The organism is Streptomyces sp. NPDC002476 (genome assembly GCF_042889785.1).
GTDB lineage: Bacteria > Actinomycetota > Actinomycetes > Streptomycetales > Streptomycetaceae > Streptomyces.
Genome location: NZ_JBIARH010000030.1, coordinates 59,079 through 77,747, shown reverse-complemented (window position 1 = coordinate 77,747; position 18,669 = coordinate 59,079). Strand labels below are relative to the sequence as shown.

At 72.9% G+C, this 18,669-nt stretch carries 17 protein-coding genes and 1 pseudogene; 7 read left to right on the top strand and 11 right to left on the bottom strand.

Going from position 1 to position 18,669, the window contains the following annotated elements:
• Positions 1-15 precede the first annotated feature (15 nt).
• The 5 genes from ACFYXM_RS27730 to ACFYXM_RS27710 all read right to left on the bottom strand — a co-directional run bounded on the left by ACFYXM_RS27730 (position 16) and on the right by ACFYXM_RS27710 (position 5,758).
• A complete protein-coding gene (locus ACFYXM_RS27730) occupies positions 16-1,416 on the bottom strand; it encodes an MFS transporter (protein ID WP_389293326.1) in 1,401 nt (466 codons plus the stop codon).
• A gap of 276 nt (positions 1,417-1,692) precedes the next feature.
• Positions 1,693-2,439: an aspartyl/asparaginyl beta-hydroxylase domain-containing protein gene (locus tag ACFYXM_RS27725; RefSeq protein WP_389293324.1), complete on the bottom strand. Its 747-nt coding sequence runs from the start codon at positions 2,437-2,439 to the stop codon at positions 1,693-1,695.
• 208 nt (positions 2,440-2,647) lie between these two features.
• The gene (locus ACFYXM_RS27720) at positions 2,648-3,169 is read right to left on the bottom strand and encodes a copper chaperone PCu(A)C (protein WP_389293322.1); all 522 of its coding nucleotides are present in this window, start codon (positions 3,167-3,169) and stop codon (positions 2,648-2,650) included.
• 73 nt (positions 3,170-3,242) lie between these two features.
• Positions 3,243-5,534, bottom strand: a complete 2,292-nt coding sequence (locus tag ACFYXM_RS27715) for a heavy metal translocating P-type ATPase (RefSeq protein ID WP_389293320.1) — start codon at positions 5,532-5,534, stop codon at positions 3,243-3,245.
• Positions 5,534-5,758: a hypothetical protein gene (locus tag ACFYXM_RS27710; RefSeq protein WP_389293319.1), complete on the bottom strand. Its 225-nt coding sequence runs from the start codon at positions 5,756-5,758 to the stop codon at positions 5,534-5,536. The genes ACFYXM_RS27715 and ACFYXM_RS27710 overlap by 1 nt, the downstream gene beginning before the upstream one ends.
• A 583-nt stretch (positions 5,759-6,341) precedes the next feature.
• On the opposite strand from ACFYXM_RS27710, the gene ACFYXM_RS27705 reads away from it, so the two are divergent.
• Positions 6,342-7,136: a hypothetical protein gene (locus ACFYXM_RS27705; RefSeq protein ID WP_389293317.1), complete on the top strand. Its 795-nt coding sequence runs from the start codon at positions 6,342-6,344 to the stop codon at positions 7,134-7,136.
• A gap of 140 nt (positions 7,137-7,276) precedes the next feature.
• Entirely contained in the window at positions 7,277-7,864 is a 588-nt protein-coding gene (locus ACFYXM_RS27700; RefSeq protein WP_389293316.1) for a sigma-70 family RNA polymerase sigma factor, read from the top strand.
• Positions 7,865-7,960: 96 nt separating this feature from the next.
• Here ACFYXM_RS27700 and ACFYXM_RS27695 read toward each other — a convergent pair whose 3' ends face one another.
• The 3 genes from ACFYXM_RS27695 to ACFYXM_RS27685 are packed head-to-tail and all read right to left on the bottom strand — an operon-like array spanning position 7,961 to position 10,577.
• Positions 7,961-8,641: a class I SAM-dependent methyltransferase gene (locus ACFYXM_RS27695; protein WP_389293315.1), complete on the bottom strand. Its 681-nt coding sequence runs from the start codon at positions 8,639-8,641 to the stop codon at positions 7,961-7,963.
• The gene (locus tag ACFYXM_RS27690) at positions 8,638-9,141 is read right to left on the bottom strand and encodes a hypothetical protein (protein WP_389293350.1); all 504 of its coding nucleotides are present in this window, start codon (positions 9,139-9,141) and stop codon (positions 8,638-8,640) included. Before ACFYXM_RS27690 ends, ACFYXM_RS27695 begins: the two co-directional genes overlap by 4 nt.
• Positions 9,142-9,143: 2 nt before the next feature.
• Entirely contained in the window at positions 9,144-10,577 is a 1,434-nt protein-coding gene (locus ACFYXM_RS27685; protein ID WP_389293313.1) for a molybdopterin-dependent oxidoreductase, read from the bottom strand.
• A 128-nt stretch (positions 10,578-10,705) separates the two neighbouring features.
• Here ACFYXM_RS27685 and ACFYXM_RS27680 point away from each other — a divergent pair.
• Positions 10,706-11,155, top strand: a pseudogene (locus tag ACFYXM_RS27680) (GtrA family protein); the annotation flags it as partial.
• Here ACFYXM_RS27680 and ACFYXM_RS27675 read toward each other — a convergent pair.
• Positions 11,113-12,654 carry a glycosyltransferase 87 family protein gene (locus tag ACFYXM_RS27675; RefSeq protein WP_389293311.1) on the bottom strand — a complete coding sequence of 514 codons (1,542 nt, stop codon included), beginning with the start codon at positions 12,652-12,654 and terminating at the stop codon, positions 11,113-11,115. The pseudogene ACFYXM_RS27680 and the gene ACFYXM_RS27675 overlap by 43 nt on opposite strands.
• 71 nt (positions 12,655-12,725) lie before the next feature.
• Between ACFYXM_RS27675 and ACFYXM_RS27670 the strand changes: the two genes are divergently transcribed.
• The 3 genes from ACFYXM_RS27670 to ACFYXM_RS27660 all read left to right on the top strand — a co-directional run bounded on the left by ACFYXM_RS27670 (position 12,726) and on the right by ACFYXM_RS27660 (position 15,362).
• A complete protein-coding gene (locus tag ACFYXM_RS27670; RefSeq protein WP_389293310.1) occupies positions 12,726-13,805 on the top strand; it encodes an NAD-dependent epimerase/dehydratase family protein in 1,080 nt (359 codons plus the stop codon).
• 208 nt (positions 13,806-14,013) lie between these two features.
• A complete protein-coding gene (locus tag ACFYXM_RS27665; RefSeq protein ID WP_389293308.1) occupies positions 14,014-14,712 on the top strand; it encodes a glycosyltransferase family 2 protein in 699 nt (232 codons plus the stop codon).
• A 32-nt stretch (positions 14,713-14,744) separates the two neighbouring features.
• Entirely contained in the window at positions 14,745-15,362 is a 618-nt protein-coding gene (locus tag ACFYXM_RS27660) for a DUF2064 domain-containing protein (RefSeq protein ID WP_389293349.1), read from the top strand.
• A 109-nt stretch (positions 15,363-15,471) separates the two neighbouring features.
• Here ACFYXM_RS27660 and ACFYXM_RS27655 read toward each other — a convergent pair whose 3' ends face one another.
• On the bottom strand, positions 15,472-15,660 hold the full coding sequence (locus tag ACFYXM_RS27655) for a hypothetical protein (protein ID WP_389293306.1): 189 nt from the start codon (positions 15,658-15,660) through the stop codon (positions 15,472-15,474).
• An 11-nt stretch (positions 15,661-15,671) separates the two neighbouring features.
• Positions 15,672-17,276: a glycoside hydrolase family 20 protein gene (locus ACFYXM_RS27650; RefSeq protein WP_389293305.1), complete on the bottom strand. Its 1,605-nt coding sequence runs from the start codon at positions 17,274-17,276 to the stop codon at positions 15,672-15,674.
• A gap of 316 nt (positions 17,277-17,592) precedes the next feature.
• Between ACFYXM_RS27650 and ACFYXM_RS27645 the strand changes: the two genes are divergently transcribed.
• Complete coding sequence (locus ACFYXM_RS27645; RefSeq protein WP_389293347.1) at positions 17,593-18,276, top strand: 2-oxo-4-hydroxy-4-carboxy-5-ureidoimidazoline decarboxylase; 684 nt, start codon at positions 17,593-17,595, stop codon at positions 18,274-18,276.
• The last annotated feature ends 393 nt before the right edge of the window (positions 18,277-18,669 follow it).

Below are 18,669 nucleotides of genomic sequence, written 5' to 3'. Positions count from 1 at the left end.
GGGGCGGCGACATCGTCACGAGGTGTTCGAACGGATCAGGAGAGCGGCGAACGAGCCGAGCGCCAGCGCCCCGGAAGTCAGGAGCAGAGCCGTTCGTATGCCGTCGACCAGAACCGGGACGGACGACTCCTGGCCGATGCCGGAGGCCGCCGCGACGAGCAGCGCGAGGCCGACCGCGCCGCCCACCTGGAGGGACGTGGACGCGATCCCGGAGGCGATGCCCTGATCACCGGGCGCCACTCCCGAGGCGGCGGCGATCCACAGAGCCGTCCACGCGGCGCCCTGCCCCACGCTCATCAGCACGATCCCCGGCAGCAGCGCCGGATAGGAACCGTTCGCCGCCACGGCCGGCACCAGGGCGAGAGCGCCGACGGCCCCGATTCCCAGTCCGCCGACCAGCAGACGCCGCATGCCGAACAGGGTGACGGCACGAGCCCCCACCTGGGTGCCGACCGCGACGACGACCGCCGGGACGAGGAAGCAGAGCCCCGTCACGAAGGCGTCGTAGCCCCGCACGGCCTGGAAGTAGAGGGTCAGGAAGTACGGAAGCGAGCTGAACGTCGCACTGAACAGTGCCGCGACCCCCGTGGCCGCGACCAACCCGCGGCGGCGGAAGAGACGGACGGGCACCAGGGGATCGTGCGCCCGCCCCTCGATGGCGGCGAAGAGAATCAGGCAGAGGATCCCCGCGACTGCGGCGGCCAGGGCCGCGGGGCGCGTCCATCCCGCCGCGGGGGCGTACACCAGCAGGAAGACGAGCAGTGTGAGCCCGCCGGTGGCGGCCAGCGCCCCTGCGGCGTCGAAGCGCCGCGTGCGGTCCCGGGGCGGGTCCGCGGCGAACAGCAAGCGTCCGAGGACGGCCAGAGCGAGGGCCACGGGGACGTTGACGAAGAACACCGAGGGCCAGCCGTACCCGTGGACCAGAACGCCGCCGAGGAGCGAGCCGAAGCACAGTCCGCCCGCGCCGGCCGCGCCCCAGACCGCGAGCGCCCGGTTGCGCACCGGCCCTTCGGCGTACGTGGTGTTGATGAGCGAAAGCGTGGCCGGGAACAGCAAGGAGCCGCCGATCCCCTGGGCCGCGCGTACGGCGAGCAGGACGCCGGGCGACTGCGCGAGCCCGCCTATCAGGGAGGAGAACGCGTATATCGCCGTGGCCAGGACGAACATCCTCCGGCGGCCCACGAGATCCGCCGCGCGTCCGCCGAGCAGCAGGAAGCCTCCGGTGGTGACGACGTACGCGCTGACCACCCACTGGAGGTCGTGGTCGGAGAAGCCCAGTCCGGCGCCGATGTCGGGCAGCGCCACGTAGACGATGCTGTAGTCGAGCGAGATGACGAGCTGGGCCAGAGCGAGGACGACCACCGGAAGGCCAAGGCGCTGACGTGCTGCCGCGTGCTCGTCTGCGGTCGCGGACATGATCGATCCCTCTCTGCGTGAAGAGCTCGGTGGACGAGGTGACGGGGGCGGAATGCCTGAGGAAGTGCGTCAGGGCATGCCGGACGTCGCCCCGGTGGGCGGGACGAGGGACAGGAGTCGAGGTACGGGCACCGGTGTGCGCTCCCGGCGCGATGGGCGTTGCGGAAACACGTGGAGTGACCGCATGTGCAAGGGGGCGCGGGAGAGTGCCGGAGTGTCAGTAGCGGCGGTACGTGCCCGGTTCAGGCTCTTCCCGGTCCGGCGCGCCGCGCAGGGTCACGTCTGCGCCAGCAGCTTCCGCACCTCCGTCACCAGGACGGTCAGCGCCTGCCGTTCGGGGACGGTCGTCTCCGGATGCCAGAGATCGGCCAGAAGACAGGTCCTCGGGCGGTTCCCCCGGTTCTCCGCGTGGTGTTCGAAGGAGTAGTCGAAGAGGAGACAGCGGCCTTCTTCCCAGACGCGCGTCTCACCGGCGACAGTGATGTCGCAGTCGTCCGGGATGTCGACGGCGAAGTGGAGGTTGATGCTGAAGTTCCACAGATCGCAGTGCGGAGCGATGCGGGCACCCGGCAGCAACGTCGAGAAGTGGCTTTCCAGCAGAGGGCAGATGAGACCGTGGCCGACCGCGTTCTTGACGATGTCGAACGCGGTGGGAGCGATCTCGGCCGACTCCGCCACGAGCTCCCCGTCCCGGTAGAGGTAGAGGGACTGCCAGTCGTCCTGGCGTGTCAGGTAGTGCTCGTAGTCCGAGAAGACCGCACGCTTCGTCCGCCAGGCCCTCTCGTGCTCCGCGCTGATCGCGCCATGCGCGCCTTCCAGAGCCTCCACGAGCGACGCGATGCCCGGATCGCTCCGCGGGTCGTGCCAGGGCTTCTGGGATATCCCCGGCAGGATCCACTTCGCGCCCGCCTGCAGCGGGTGCCTGGGGAGCCCTCCCGGCGCCATCATCTCCTCCACCCGCGCAAGCGAGTCGGGGCCGAACTCATCACGTATCGCGGCGAACTGCTCATCGGTCGACTGCATCACGACTTCCTTTCCGCCCTGCCGCCGAGGGGATCGGACTCAGGGGTCCCGCCCCCGCACCCCTGCGGCCGCGGCCTCCCGGAGGTCGGTGGCCGCCTCGTATCAAAAGTCGAACGCCTCTCCGCCCGAGTTCCCGTCACGGCCGAGAAAAAACCGATCAGGAGTGCGAGGAGGTGGCGGCGGACTCCTTGAGGCCGCCACGACGCCCTCACGGTGCGGACCCCAGGGTGACCGGCCTGACGACGGCATCGACGGTGACACGGCCGGTCCGTACGAAGTCGAGGGTGAACGTGATGCGGTCCCCGGGCCGCCATGCCTCGTCGGCGGGAAGGGTCACGGCCGCTCCGTACGGCGACATCTCGACCTCCCCGTACGCCGGGACTTCCACGGTCTCCGTCCGTTCGCGGTAGGCCCCGTTCGTCGCGTTCATGCGGTGCGCGGTCAGCTCGACGCCCCGCTCGGCGACGGGGGAAGTGACCGAGCGGAGCCGGTCCGGTGCGCCCCCGGTGTTGACGATGTGGAAGTAGGCGTTGGTGTTCCTTCCGGGAATCACCGGAAGGAGCACGCGGGCCTCCCGCACCTCGATCTTCGCGGGGCTGCCCGCGTACCCGGCGGTGGTCCAGGCGGACAGGCCGCCGACAGCGGCGACGGCGGCGACGGCCACCGCCACGCCGGTCCCGGCCGCCTCTCGTACTCGTCGGAGACCGGGCCCCTGGCAGAGGTTCTTCATGAGCGTGCGCTCCACTGAGGAGAGGGAGAGGGAGGGGATATGGGCTTCGCCGCGGCGGGAGCGGGCGGAGGCGTCACAGGATGCTCCGCGGGGCGGACCGAGGACGGGGCTGCCGGGCCGGCGAGGGCTGCCAGGTGCGCAGGCGCAGGCTGTTGGCGACGACGAGAACCGAGCTGAGCGACATCGCGACGGCGGCGACCATGGGATTGAGCAGACCGACCATGGCCGGCGGCATGGTCACGAGGTTGTAGCCGAAGGCCCACACGAGGTTGACACGGATGGTGCCCAGTGTGTGACGGGCCAGTCGGACCGCGTCCGCCAGGGCCTCGATGTCGCTGCGTACGAGGGTGACGTCGGCGGCGCCGATCGCCACGTCGGTCCCGGTGCCCATGGCGATGCCCAGATCCGCGCCGGCGAGTGCGGCCGCGTCGTTGACACCGTCCCCGACGACGGCGACCCGCCGGCCCTCTGCCCTTAGCCTGCCGACGAGTTCGGCCTTGTCCTGCGGTGTGCAGCGAGCGTGGACCTCCGCGATGCCGAGGTCCTCCGCGACCGCCCGCGCGACAGCGGCCCGGTCGCCGGTGGCCAGCACGGGGCGCACGCCGAGCCTGCGCAGCCGGTCGACGGCACGGTAGCTGCCGGGTCGTACGAGATCGGCCACCTCCACGATCGCGGCAGGCGCACCGTCCACCCGCACCAGGACCGCCGTACGGGCCGCTTCGTCCGCCCGTTCCCGGGCCGCTCGCAGGGGCGCGGGCAGCTCCGTGCCGTCGGGCGCCAGCACCTCCACCTCGTGTCCGTCCACGTGCCCGCTCACACCGTGCCCCGCGGCGGCCCGGAACCCGGACACGGCGGGCAGGGGGTGGTCCCCGGCCGCACGGCGCGCGTGGGCCGAGATCGCCCGGCCCAGCGGATGTTCCGAGCCCTGCTCCACGGCGCCCGCGAGCCGGATGGCCTCGTTCGCGTCCGGTCCGTCGGGCACCGCGGTGACCCGCCCGACGCTCATGTGTCCCGAGGTGAGGGTCCCGGTCTTGTCGAGCACCACGGTGTCGACGTGCTGGAGCCCCTCCAGCACCTGCGGGCCGCTCACCAGGACGCCCAGTCGTGCGCCGCGTCCGGTGGCCGCCATCAGCGCCGTAGGCGTCGCGAGCCCCAGCGCGCACGGGCAGGCGACGACGAGGACCGCGACGGCGGCGGTGATCGCGGCCTGCGGGTCGGCGCCGGCGCCGAGCCAGAACCCGAGCGTCGTGGCCGCCAGGGCCAGGACGACCGGGACGAAGACACCCGCGACGGTGTCGGCCAGCCGCTGTGCCCGCGCCTTGCCCGCCTGGGCGTCCGTCACCAGCTTCGTGATGCGGGCGAGTTGCGTGTCCGCGCCGACCGCCGTGGCCCGCACCAGAAGCAGACCGCCCACGTTGACCGATCCGCCGGTCACGGAGGTTCCCGGGCCGGCCTCGACGGGCTCGGACTCGCCGGTGACGAGGGACAGGTCGACGGCGGAGCTGCCCTCGGTCACCTCTCCGTCGGTGGCGACGCGCTCACCGGGACGGACCACGAACACGTCGCCGACCCGCAGCCGTTCGATCGGCAGCAGCTCGTCCGAGCCCCGGCGGCGGACGGTCACCTCCTTCGCGGCGAGCTGTGCGAGCGAACGCAGTGCCGCACCGGTCCCCCGCCGGGCCCGGCCCTCCAGGAAGCGGCCGGCCAGAACGAACAGCGGTACGCCCACCGTCGCTTCGAGATAGACGTGAGCCATCCCGTCGGAGGACGAGGGCACCAGGCTGAAGGGCATCCGCATGCCGGACACCCCGGCTCCGCCCAGGAACAGCGCGTACGCCGACCAGCAGAACGACGCCAGTACGCCCAGGGAGACCAGCGTGTCCATGGTCGCGACGGCGTGGCGCAGGCCGCCCAGGGCACGCCGGTGAAAGGGCCAGGCCCCCCAGACGGCGACCGGCGCGGCGAGCACGAAGCACAGCCACTGCCAGTTGTCGAACTGCAACGGGGGGACCATCGACAGGACGAGCACGGGCAGGGACAGCGCCGCGGTGATGAGCAGCCGCCCACGTTCCTGCCCGGCGTCGGCCTCCGCGGAGTCCTCGGTCCGCGCGGGCCGCTGTTCCTCCGCCGGCGGCACGACCACTCGTGCCGTGTACCCGGCGGTCTCGACCGCCGACGTCAGTTCGTCCGTGGTCACCCGCGCGGGGTGGCTGACCCGGGCCCGGCCGGTGGCGAGGTTCACCTCCGCCGTGACACCGTCCAGCTTTCCCAGCTTGCGCTCGACCCGTCGGACGCAGGCCGCGCAGGTCATGCCGCCCACGGCGATGTCGGTCACCACCACCGTGGGCGCCGCGTCGGATGTCATCAGTGCCCGCCCCCGTGGTCCATGGGCATGTCCCCGTCGCCGGCGGGCGAGTCGCCGGTGATCCCGGGGCCGTGCATGCCGGGCGCGACCGGGCCCACAGCGGCCCCCACGGCGTAGGCGCCCGCGAACAGCACCCCCAGGAGGAAGAGAAATCCCCACAACGCGGGCGGTGGGACGAACCGGACGGTCTTCGCTTCGGGCACAGGGTCTGCCGTCTGCTCCACGGAGTGCTCCTCGACGTTCTCGACGCGAGCCGTGGGAGAACGGCTCGTGGCAGTCCAGAAGTCGAATGCGACCCGACCGGAGTTCCCCGGCGCGGGGTGAACAGCGTCACAGCCTCCGTTCGGGTGACCCCGGGAGCTGCGCGGAGACGCCGCGCGATCACTGTCGTGACGGGCGAAGCCGTCCGGCACCGGCGCCCGATGAACGCATTGCCTCCGCCGCCCGTATGTGGAGGGAACCCGGCACGAGGAGCGGGGCATCGCACGCCCGGTATGCCGCTCGCCCTGATGTCCGCGAGGTCCGGGGAGCCCCACTCCCCGGGCCCCGGGCGGGAGCCCGAGGCCCGAACACCGAGGTGATTCCCGCGGCATCCGGGCCCGAGCTCTCGTGCCCTCCGGCGTGGAAGCACAGCAGGCCGCCCGCGCGCACCCGATGCTTCCGAAACCCACGGGGAGCCGGGAACCGGAAGACACTGCCGTACGACACCTCATGTGCCGGGCGAGCGGGCAGCCGGGGCGCGGAAGTGGCGGGAACGAAGCCCGGAACCCGCCGCACGGGACCCGGTCTGGAGGTGTCGCGGGGGGAATGCCAGGATCGGGTGGCATGTCGGTGGGGTGGTGGTTTCGCGCCACACGGTCCGCGCTGTTCGCGGTCGTGTGCGTGGCGCTTGCTGCCTGCGGCCACGTACTCATGTCGGGTGATCCGCTCCCCTGGTGGTCCCTGGCCCTGTGCGTGGGGGGAGTCGGCGCACTGGCGTGGCTCGTCGCCGGCAGGGAGCGGGGCCAGGCCGCGGTCGTGGCTCTCACCGTCGCGGTGCAGGCAGCGCTCCATGGCGCTTTCACGCTGGCCCAGACCGTGCAGCAGGCGCCCCCGTCCGCAGGTGGCGAGTCCACGCTCGCGCTGAGATGGGCGGACGCCCTGCTCTGCGGCCCGCACGGCGACACCGGCGCGGCAGCGCGAGCCTACGACGTCGCCGAGCAGGCCGGTCTCACCGACAGCATGCGACTGCCCAGCCTCGAAGGCGGTTCCTCCGCGATATCGGCGCTCGGACATGCCGCCCACGGCGCCCACGCGGCCCAGCCCGTGCACGACATGGGGGCGATGACCGGCACGGCCTCCTGGGGAATGCTGGCCGCGCACGCGGCAGCGGCCGTGCTGTGCGGCCTGTGGCTGGCTCGCGGCGAGCGTGCGGCCTTCCAGATTCTGCGGGCGCTGGCGGACCGCTTCCGCCTCCCCCTGTCACTTCTCGACGCGATCCGCCCGCTCCCGTCCGCGCCCCCCGCGCCCGGCGTCGACCGTTCCGGCGGGCGTCCGCGCCCGCGGCTGCTCGTTCACACGCTCGTCACCCGGGGACCTCCGGGGGAGACCGCTGTCCGCTGACAGCTGGATCACGTCGGCCGCGGCATCCGCCGCCGACGTACGCCCGCGCATCTCGGCGCGGGCGAAATCTCCCTCTCCCCGGACCGCGCATGCCGGCCGGCAATGCCCTGTCCGGGATTCCCGGAAGGACCGCAGTCTCCATGTTTCCTGCCCCAAGACACCCTGCGGCGACGGAAGACGACGTCACCGCATGGGCCGTCGACGCCGCAGCCGGCGACGCCGACGCCTTCGAACGCGTCTTCCGCGCGCTCCACAACGACGTACGGCGGTACGTGGCCGCCCTCGCCGACGATTCCCAAGTGGCCGACGACCTGATGCAGGAGACCTTCCTGCGTGCCGTCAGCACGATCCACCTCTTCCAGGGCCGCGGTTCGGCTCGTGCCTGGCTGCTGACCATCGCCCGCCGAACCGTCGTCGACAGCCTCCGGCGCGCCGCCTCCCGACCTCGGCTCGCCGACATCCCCGACTGGCAGTACGCCGCGGAGTGCGCCCAGCCGCGGCACCTGCCCGGCTTCGAGGAGGGGATCGCCCTCATGACCCTGGTGGAATCACTGCCCGACGACCGCCGGGAGGCGTTCTTGCTGACCCAGGTACTGGACATGCCGTACGACGACGCGGCCCGCACCAGCTCGTGCCCCGTCGGCACCATCAGATCCCGGGTCTCACGAGCCCGTACGACGCTCTGCGCCATGCTCGACGACAGGGCGCAGCCGGCTCTGGCCTGCTGATCGGAGGAAAACCCCCTCGCACCTGCGACCGCTCGGGGCGCCGCCTGCGCTCCGAGCGGCGATGCGTCGCCTCGTCACCGCGTGGTCGGCCCCGGCTCAGCGACGACGTCCCGAGGCCGTGTCCCGGTGGCCGAGGGCGAGGAAGCATCGTTGGCCGCATCTCCACTGGTCGGTGACGCTGAGGGCAAGGTCCTCGGCGATCCTGTGGAGTGCCGGTGCTCCCAGACGTGCCCAGGGAAACGGCGGACCTTCGTGGCCATGGCCGTCTTCGAATTGGGCGGTGCAGCGTTCCTCGACGTCGTCGGGGTCGACCTCGACGAGGAGAAAACCCGTCGGGGCGGTGACCTGGATGCAGCGGTACAGCAGGGCGCGCGGGTCACCGCCGATACCGATGTTGCCGTCGATGAGCAGGGCGGTCTCCCAGACTCCCTCGGCCGGTACCCGGTCGAACACCGATTGGCGCAGGGCGATTCCGCCGAGGGCGACGGTGTGGGCCACCGCGCGGGGAGCCACATCGACGCCGAGCGCGAAGGCTCCGCGACCCAGGAGTGCCCTGCACAGCCGGCCGGGCCCGCAGCCGACGTCGAGAACGGGGTCGACGCAGCGATTGAGCACGGATTCGTCGGCCACCGTGGGGTGTGCGTACCAGCGATCCACCGGCATCCGGATCCGGCGCCCGTCCGCCAGCCGCAGGTACACCAGTTCGCGGCCACTGCGCAGGGCCAGTGCGTAGGGGTCCGCGTCGGCACAGGGCGACCGCTCCTCGCCGGGCGTCATGACGCGGCGTCGTGACCCGATGCGGGTCGTTCCTCGTCGGCGCGGGCGGCCCGCCGGAGGCGGCGGAGCCTGAGGGCGAAGGCAAGGGCGGAGGTGCCGAAGAGCACGGCGGTGATGGCCAGCCATCGGCCGAGGTAGACGCCTTCGGACAGTCGTGCGGCATCGGGGTAGGGGATCGCGAGGTCGAGGATGAGGGGGAACCAGACGAGCAGGAGCACGCCGGAGAGGAAGGCGGGCACCCGCAGGTAGTTGATCCACGGCGGTCGCGGCATGCGGGGGGCGCGATGCCGCAGGACGGCTTGGGCCGACAGATCGGCGAGTGAGTACAGGGGGAGCAGGATCAGGTCGTGGACGATCGCCGCGCCGACGAGCCAGATCGCGACCTCGATCGGGCGGACGGCGAACAGTCGCACCAGGGCGTAACCGGTGAGGGCGAACGAGGCGATCAGGACGAGAAGGTGGAGGGGGCCGGAGCCGTACCAACGGACGAAGCGCGCCATGGTCACGTCCTGAAGGTGAGCCGGCGCACCCACTTGGTGTTGTTCACGCCGGGATTGGCCGGGACGATGACGCGGGCCGGGTGGCCGTGGTCGAGCGAGAGGTCCGCGCCGTTGACCCGCAGGGCGAGCAGCGATCGGAGATCGTGAATCTGATTGCCCCGCAGTACCACCGCGCGGTAAGGGCCGCGTGGCTGGACGGACTCCACCAGGACGCTTCCGGCGTCGGGGAGGCCCGCCAGGGCGGCGAGGTCGGTCAGCCGAAGGCCGCTCCAGTCCTGGTCGTCGGTGGACCACCCCTCCACGCAGGCGATCGGCAGCGCGGCGGCATGCTGGTGCATCGCGAGGAGTTGTGCGCGGGTGAAGACGAGCGTCGGCCCGTGGCCGCGGACCTCCAGCCGCCAGTCCGGCCCGACAAGGGCGGGGGTGACGCCGACGGAAGCGGCCGTCTTGTTGACCTGGAAGTCCTTCGGGCCGCCGCCCGGGTCACGGTTGTGCGGCGCGAGAAGGGCGGTCCTTCGCAGCCGGCCGCCGATGCTCTGTCCCGCGGTGACCACCAGGAGGAGCAGCGACCCAGCCCCCACCATGGCGAGTGCGCCGCGCCGGGACATGGTCGGCGCCGCGGGTTCGAGCGCGACCGGACCGTCCGGGTCGGGTGGCTCCGGCCGGGTGCCGGCGAGCCCGGTGCGCAGCTCCGTCAGCAGGTTGCGGGAGCGCAGGGAGCGTGTCATCCGGCCGAGTTTCAGGCTCACATGGACGACGAACGCGGCGATGAACACCCAGGCACCATAGAAGTGCAGGGTGTAGAAGGAGCCCGGGAAGACGTAGTAGAGCTGGATGTTGAGGATCCCGGTGACGAACTCGAAGACGACCCCGCCCACCAGCGCCAGCAGCGACAGCCGCTCCAGCGCGTGGGCGGCGCTGCGGACCGGCAGCCACTCGAACAGCTTCGGGATCACCGACCACAGTTTGGCCAGCACCACCGGCACCAGGACCACGCCGAGCGTCACGTGCACGCCCTGGGTGAGCCGGTACAGCCAGTAGGGGTGCGTGGGCCAGTCGAACAGGTAGAAGCCCAGCAGGCCCTTGTCCGGGGTCTGGTCGTTGAGTGCGCCGAGGCCGGGGTTGTAGGCGGCGTAGGACAGCGCGCCGGTCACGAAGAGCAGGGGGATGCCGATCAGCAGCACCAGGCCGAACACGGACGTCAGCCAGGGCCCGCGGAGGGGACTGCGCCAGAAGCCGGGACGGAACGGCCCCGGGGGCGGAGGAGTCCGCTCGACCCGCCGCACGAGGGTCCGGGCACCAGCGGCCCCTCTGGTGACCCTCGCCGCCACGGTGGCGCGAACGCGCTCCATGCGCCCCGGCGCGTGCTCCTCGTCCGGTCCCGGGCGCCGCTGCCCGCCGGAGTCCGGTGCCGACTGCCGTCCGCCACTGCCCACCGGCCGCCTCCTCTGCCTCCGTACCGGCTCCCCGAGGGGTGGATCGAATCCCGCCGCGCCGCAAGGGTCTGTCGAGTCGTCAGCTACAAACTGGCACAGATCGGGACGTCCTTCCGTGCCCGGCGTGCATGCGGGTGTCCGTCGCCAGCCGAGCGGCCGAACCGGCGCTCCGCACGGCTCGACGGGTCGCCCGGTGGCCTCATGATGGTGGGGTGCGACGCCTCGGCACACAGCGCAGCGCCTCCACCCGGCCCGGCCGCACCGCGCTGACCAGGGAAGCGTTCTGGTTCGTCGTGATCGGCGTCGCCTCCACGGCTGCCCAGGCCCTGCTGTACTGGGTTCTGCGTCACTGGTCGCCGCCCGTCCTGGCCAATTTCGCCTCCCTTCTCGCCGTCACCGTCCTCAACACGGAGGCCAACCGCCGACTGACCTTTCGCGGGTCCCCGGTCCGGGTCCTCCAGGCGCATCTGGCCGCAGGGGGCCTTTTCGTCCTGGCGTACCTGGTCACCTCGGGCGCTGTCCTGCTCTTCCGCCACTACCGGCCCACCGCCTCGCCGGCGGCGGAGACCCTGGTGCTCGCGCCGAGCTTCGCCCTGGTGACCGTCGTGCGCTTCACCGTCCTGCGGCTGGTCGTCTTCGGACGCCGCCACCGATGACCCCCTCGCGCCCGATGCGGCCCGCACGCCTGCCCTCCCGCACCGTCCCGCCGCCCGTCTCCGCCGCCACGCGCCCGCGCCCGGACGAGTACACCGGCGAGCACCGCCACAGCGGCCGTCCCGTACGCGGCTGCCTGGACGCCGGGCCAGTGCAGTTCGTTCGCGACGTACAGCACGGTGCCCGAGGCGGCGACGGCGAGCCACTCCCCTGGGCCGCCCATGGCCACGAGAGCCACGACGAGCAGCGCATACCAGTAGTACGCGGGCGAGGCGAGCAGCAGCGCGGTGCCTGTGACCAGCAGCGATCCATACCACGGCCGCTCCGGATCGCCGTGCCGCAGGACGTACCAGGCGGTGAGCGCCACCAGTACGGCAGCGGCCGGACCGGCCCACGCGTCCGGCAGCACCAGCCGCAGCAGCGCGAACCGGCCGACGTCGTCCGGCTCGTACCCCTCCTCCCGCAGATAGCCGGGGAGATAACCCAGGACCGCGGAACCGGATGCCAGCAGGTACGGGAGATAGACGAGCGCCACGACGCCGACGGCGGCGAGCAGCACGCTCGCCGCCTCCCGCAGCCGGGTACGCGGGCTGCGCCCGGGGGCCAGCACCCCCGACAGTGCGCCCGGAAGGGTGAGTGCGGGCAGTAGTTTGGCGGCGATCGCCGCCCCGAGCAGTGCTCCACGGCGTGCTCCTGCGGCCGCGCCCAGCGCGACCACCGTGAGCAGCACTCCGACGGTGTCCACATGGGCGTCGTTGACCGCGGCGATCGGCACCGCCGGACACCATGCCCACAGCGCCACCCGCCGCACGTCACCACACGTACGCCGCCGCACCAGCAGCAGCGCCACCGTCGTGGCGACGCAGAGCACCGCACCGGCGAGTTGCAGGGGCTTGTGCCGCCCGCCCGCCGGGGAGACGGCGTGCACCAGCAGGAACCATCCCTCGGCCATGGGCGGATAGATCGTGGGTGCGGACGGCCTGTTGATGTGCGTGCACACACCCGCCACCGAGTGGAGGTCCCACCCGCGGCACGCGGTCCCGGCGGGGAAGAGCCACGGATCACGCAACCGGGCAAGCTGTGGCGCGTCCGGTGGGTAGGCGTACGGGGAGATCCCCGCGGCCTGCACGCGACCGTCCCACGCGTAGCGGTACATGTCGTCGCTGGTGCGCGGCGGAGCCGAGAGCGCCGCCGCGCACAGGGCGATCCCCCCGGCCAGGATCAGCGCCACGGCGGTGCGCACCGGCACGCGCCGCACGGTCCACACCGCTCCGGCGAACAGCACCCACGCGGCGGCGTACCAGTACAGCAGCGCGGCCGGATGGCCGAGATCACCGCCCACGCGGACCGTCGCGGCGACGACGGCGACGAGGGCGGCGAGCAGTGCCGTGGCGCAGAGCGTGCGTACTCCCACACCGGCCATCGTGGCAGTCGCGAGTACGGCGGTCGGCCCTCGCAGCGCCGCGTGTCGGATCCGGCCGTAGCCTCGAAGGCATGCTGGTGCTTGTCACTGGAGGGGCCGGGTTCATCGGCTCCCATGTCGTCGGTGCGCTGGTCGAGGCCGGGCATGAGGTGCGCGTACTGGACGCGGTGCTGCCCGCGGCGCACGGCGCGGCGTCCTTCCCGCCCTCACGGCCGCCCGGTGTGGAGTTCGTGCGCGGCGACGTGCGGGACCGGGCGGTGGTCGAGGAGGCGCTGCACGCGGTGGACGCGGTCAGCCACCAGGCGGCGATGGTCGGCCTGAGCCGGGACTTCGACGACGCGCCCGCCTACGTGGGGTGCAACGACCTGGGCACCGCCGTCCTGCTCGCGGCCATGGCCCGGCTGCGGGTGAGCGAGCTCGTCCTGGCCGGATCGATGGTCTACTACGGCGAGGGCCGCTACGCATGTGCCCGCCACGGGGCCGTCCGGCCCGGCCCGCGCCGGGTCGCCGACCTGGACGCCGGACGGTTCGAGCCCCTCTGCCGGCGCTGCGGCGATCCGCTCGCCCCCGGCCTGGTGCCGGAGGACGCGCCGCCCGACCCGCGCAACGTCTACGCGGCGACGAAAGTCGCCCAGGAGCACCTGGCCGCCGCCTGGGCGCGGGCCACCGGCGGCCGGGCGGTCGCCCTGCGCTACCACAACGTCTACGGACCGGGAATGCCACGCGACACCCCCTACGCCGGGGTGGCCTCGCTCTTCCGTTCCGCACTCGCCCGCGGCGAGCCGCCCCGGGTCTTCGAGGACGGCGGTCAGCGCCGGGACTTCGTCCACGTCGCCGACGTGGCCGCCGCCAACCTGGCAGCGCTCGGCGCGGTCGGCGCCGCGATCCCGGACGGCACACTGCGCGCCTACAACGTGGGAAGCGGAAGCCCTCACACCGTGGGGGAGATGGCCACCGCGCTCTCCGCGGCCCACGGCGGGCCCGCGCCGGTGGTGACCGGTGAGTACCGGCTGGGCGACGTCCGCCATATCACCGCCTCCTCGTCACGGCTGCGCGAGGAACTCGGCTGGCTGCCCCGGGTGCCGTTCGCCGACGGCGTGCGCGAGTTCGCCGGAGCCCCCCTGCGCGGCCTGGCACCGAAGCCTCGGTGACGCGCGTGCGGGAGACGGCCTCGGCCCTCGATCGCCGGAACCGTCGCGGCCCGCACCGGTTCGAGGCGCCCGCCGCCCGGACCCCGCGTCGCCGTCGAAGAGGGCGACGGCACCCGCCCACGCCGTACGGCGACGGCGGACCGCATCAGATAATCCGGATGCACCACCCTATTTCCGCCCATACATTGACATCCGTACGCTGAAAGACATGACCGAGAGGCATCGGCCCCTTGTGGACGTCGTGCTGCCATGTCTTGACGAAGCGGCCGCCCTTCCCTGGGTGCTGGAGCGGATACCGCCCGGGTGGCGCGCCGTGGTCGTCGACAACGGCTCGACCGACGGCTCCGCCGAACTCGCCGCGTCGCTGGGCGCGCACGTCGTGAGCGAACCGGTGCGCGGCTTCGGCGCGGCCTGCGCGGCCGGGCTGCGCGCCGCCACCACGCCCGTGGTCTGTCTCTGCGACTGCGACGCCTCCCTCGACCCGGGGCTGCTGCCGTCGCTGGCCCACGCCGTCCTGGACGACGAGGCGGACCTGGTGCTCGGGCGGCGCAGGCCGACGACACGCCGCGCCTGGCCGGCGCACGCCCGGCTCGCCAACCGCGAGCTGGCCCGGCTGATCCGCCGCCGCACCGGCCTGCGCCTGCACGACCTCGGCCCGATGCGGGTGGCCCGCCGGGAGGCCCTGCTCGGCCTGGACCTGACCGACCGCAGGTCGGGCTACCCGTTGCAGATGGTCATCCGCGCCGCCGACGCCGGATGGCGGGTGCGCGAGGTCGACGTGCCCTACCGCCCACGCGCCGGCCGCTCCAAGGTCACGGGCACCTGGCGTGGCACCTGGTACGCGGTGCGCGACATGCGCGCGGTCCTCGGCGAGCCGCCCCGCCGTCCGGCGGGAGCCCCCCGGTGAGCGGCCCGGCCGGACCGACCGCGCTGCTGGTGATGGCCAAGGAACCACGGCCTGGACACGTCAAGACTCGGCTCACGCCGCCGTTCACCCCTGCCCAAGCCGCCGCCCTCGCGAAGGCGGCGCTCGCCGACACCCTGGAGACCGTGCTGCGCTGCCCGGCCCGCCGCCGGACGCTCGTCCTGGACGGCGCGCCCGGACCCTGGCTGCCGCCCGGCATCGAGGTGATCCCGCAGGCGTCCGGCGGCCTGGACGAGCGGCTGGCCGCGGCCTTCGCCGCCGTGCCGGACGGCCCCGCCCTCCTGGTCGGCATGGACACCCCACAGCTCACCCCGAAGCTCCTCGCCCCCGCACTGGATCCCGGCGCGTGGCTGGAGTGCGACGCGTGGTTCGGCCCGGCGGAGGACGGCGGGTTCTGGGCGCTCGGCCTCGCCGCGCCCGCCCCGGCGCTGCTGCGAGGCGTCCCGATGTCCACCGCGTACACCGGCGCCGCCCAGCGCGACCGCCTCACCGGGGCGGGCCTCCGGGTGCGCGACCTGCCGCTCCTGCGCGACGTGGACACAGCGCCCGACGCCGCCGCGGTGGCGGCCGCGGCGCCGGGATCGAGGTTCGCCGCCCTCGTGAAGAGCTGCTCGCCCGGCCTTGTCCCATGACACGCCCGCGAGCGTCGGTGACTTCGCTCCTGCGAGCAGACCGCCGATACCGGCAGCCCCCGCCCGGGACCGCGTGCGCCTTCGGCGCGGTCAGCCGGCCGGCGATCCGTCAGAAGGCCCGGCGCCCACGCCAGAAGGCCCGGCCGTCACGGCAGTCGAAGGCGCTCTGCCGCAGGCCGGCCCCGGCGCTTCCCCGCAGCGGCTCGATCCCCGGGAGCAGTTCGTGCACGACGCTCGTCGCGGAGCCGCACAGGATCAGCCGTGGCCCCGGCCCCGTACCGGGCGCACCGCCGAGCACGGCCGACCCCGTCAGCGCGCCGTGTCGATCCGCTTCGCCAGCGCCTGGAACCGGTCCCAGCTCAGCGTCGGCCTGCCCGGGTGCCAGAGCTTCTGGGCGGTCGCCCGCAGCGGCATCCTGACCCCTGCCGCCACCTGCTCCGCTGTCTGGGCCTGCGGGAGGTCGCCCCAGACCGCGAACCGCCCGCCGAGGATCTGGCCGGACCAGCGCGACGCGACCGGCTGGGTGCCGCGCAGCACGAGCGGGGTCCACTGCTCGTAGATCCGCTTGCCCGTGGGGTAGATGAAGTTGTTGGGCTGGCCGAGCACGTAATAGAGGAACTCGTCGTTGAGGTTCACCACCTTCCGCCCCTCGCCCAGGTACTCCTCCGGCGGCCGGGCGCCGTACTCCCTGCCCGTCCAGTACTCGACCTCGATGTCCTTGTCGGCGTGGACGACACCGTCGCGGAAGAAGCCGTCGTTCCACGCCTTGGGCTGCTTGCCGTGCGGACGCACCACCGCCGCGCGGTCGTTGAGCCAGCCGGTGGCGAGGTCCTTGATGCCGGCCTGCGGCCCGTACTTCTGCTGTGCGGCGCGCTGCAGCTGCGGGTAGGAGGCCGCCGGGTCCCGCGCCATCAGCGCGAGGTACTCGTCGGCGCCGAGATGCCAGTACCGGCCGGTGAACAGTTCGGTGAACTCGCCGAGGAGTTCGTCGATCAGCTTGGCCGCCCCCGGATCGGAGATGTCGAGCGAACCGGGCGAGGGCACCCCCGAGACATTGCGCAGCTGGAGGCCGGGGTGGGCCTTCAGGACCGCCCCCAGGTGGCCGGGCGAGTCGAGCTCGGGGACGACCTGGATGTGCAGCCGGTTCGCGAGGGCGAGGATCCGCCGCACCTCGGCCTTGGTCAGGTGCTGCGGCGACACCACCTCGGGATGGGTCTCGGACTCGATGCGGAACGCCTGGTCGTCGGAGAAGTGCAGGCCGAACTGGTTGAGCTTGAGGTCGGCCATCTCGCGCAGCCGGTCCTCGATCCACGGGACGGGGTAGTACTTGCGCGCGATGTCGAGGTTGAATCCGCGCTGCGGCCGGTCGGGACGGTCGCGCACCTCGCCCTCGGGCATCACGCCGTCGGCGCGCACCGACTGCTTCAGGGTGCGGGTCCCGTAGAAGACACCGGCCTGGTCGGGTCCGCTGATCGTGACCCGTCCGTCGCGGGCCCTGAGGGTGTACGACTCCGGGGTGCCCTTGCCCGGGGTCAGGGCCAGCTCCACGTCGCCCGGGCGGGCGGGGACGTCACCCCGGTAGTGGATGCTCAGCTCCTGTGCGAGCGACCGGCCCTCGTCCGCGAGCGCGCCGCTGCCGCTCGCGAGGACGACCCCGGCGTCCGGTCCGGGCCGCCAGCCGGGGCCGCGCGCCGCGATGTGCTCGCGCACGGCCGGAATGGTGCGGGGAGCGGTGGAGAGCGGATAGGTCCGGTTCGGCGAGGGGGTGGCCGGGGAGCCGGTGGGGGTACGGGCCCCCGTCTCCCCGGCGGGTCCGCCGCCCGAGCCTTCCTGCCAGACGACGACGGCGACCGTCACGGCAGCCGCCGCGGTGAGAACCGCCCCGGTCACGAGAGCGCCGCGTGAGGGCGACATCGGTCAGAAACCTCCGGTACGAGAAAGGAAACGGGAAGCGGTCGAGAGCGAACGGTGGGCTGCGCCCCTCCATGGCGCGGAGGGAGACACCGGGACGGCCGGGTCGCCGCGGCGAACGAACGCCGGGCCGGACGACACGCCGTGACGGCGAAACGCCGACGAACTCCTTGGAACACGGCCGCCGAAACGTTTGGATACATCCCAACGGCCCCTCAGACGTCGCGAAACTCTCCCATCCGGGTGAAGTTCGCGCATCCGTCATACGACTGTTGCCCGGTCTCGCTAGCTTTGAGGCCCATTCGTCTCTCTCTTCACCCTGTCTCCGCCTGGTCTCACCCGTCCCACCGAATCCAGGTGCGCAGAACCCGTTGATCCGAGGAGCACCACGCTGTCCAGGTCCAGCGAGTCCCACGCCGGCCTCCCGGAGAGACCGCGGCAACCGGCCATCCGCACGGCCCTGCCCGTTCAGCACCCCGGCCGGGCGGCACCTGCCCCCGCATCCGCGCCCGACGCCGTCCACGCCCCCGCTCCCCACCGCTTCCCCGGTCTCGCCCGCTTCAACGCCCTGCCGCCCGCCGACGCCGAAGCCGCCCTCCTCGCCTGCTGCGGCAGCCGTCGCTGGGCGCGGCGGCTGGCCGCCCACCGCCCGTACCCCGATCCGGGCGCGCTGCTGGCCGCCGCCGAGGAGGCGGGGTACGACATGTCCCCCGCGGAGCTCACGGAGGCGCTCGCCGCCGAGCCCGTGCCGGGGCTGGGCGACACCGCCCCGCACTCCGCCCATCTGGCCCTGCGGGCCGCCCACGCCGCGTACGAGAGCAGGTTCAGGTATGTCTTCGTGATCTGTCTGGACGCCTACGAGCCGGCCGAGCGGCCGGACCAGGTGCTCGCCGGGATCCGGGCCCGGCTGGGCCACGACGAGGAGAAGGAGCGGCTCGTCGCGGCCGATGAGATGCGGCGACTCGCCCGGGGTCGCCTCATCGACCTGATATCGGATTCATAACGACCTGGGGAGCAATAGGGAGTGGATCAGCGAGCGGCGTCGTGCGGCTTCGAATCCAAGGCGGAGGAGAGAGGCGGATGGGGTCTCCCCTGCTCGAAAGCAGCTGAGAGCTCGGGGAAGGAGCGTCGGTGACCGACGACAACGCGGGAGGCGGAGTCGCAGGGCGTCGGGAGCCCGCTCCCTATTGCTCCCCAGGTCGTAACGGAACGGAGCGGTCCGGCCGTGCCGAGACGTCCCGTTCTAGCCCGTCCGTGGCTGTTTGATTGCCACTTTGATCACACCACAGGCCCCGGCGCGAACGAACCGACAAACCGTCGCTACGATGGCCGGGGCCGGTGGACCGTACCCGGCCGGGTCAGACCGACAGTGAAGCCGGCCGGCCCCGATCCCCGC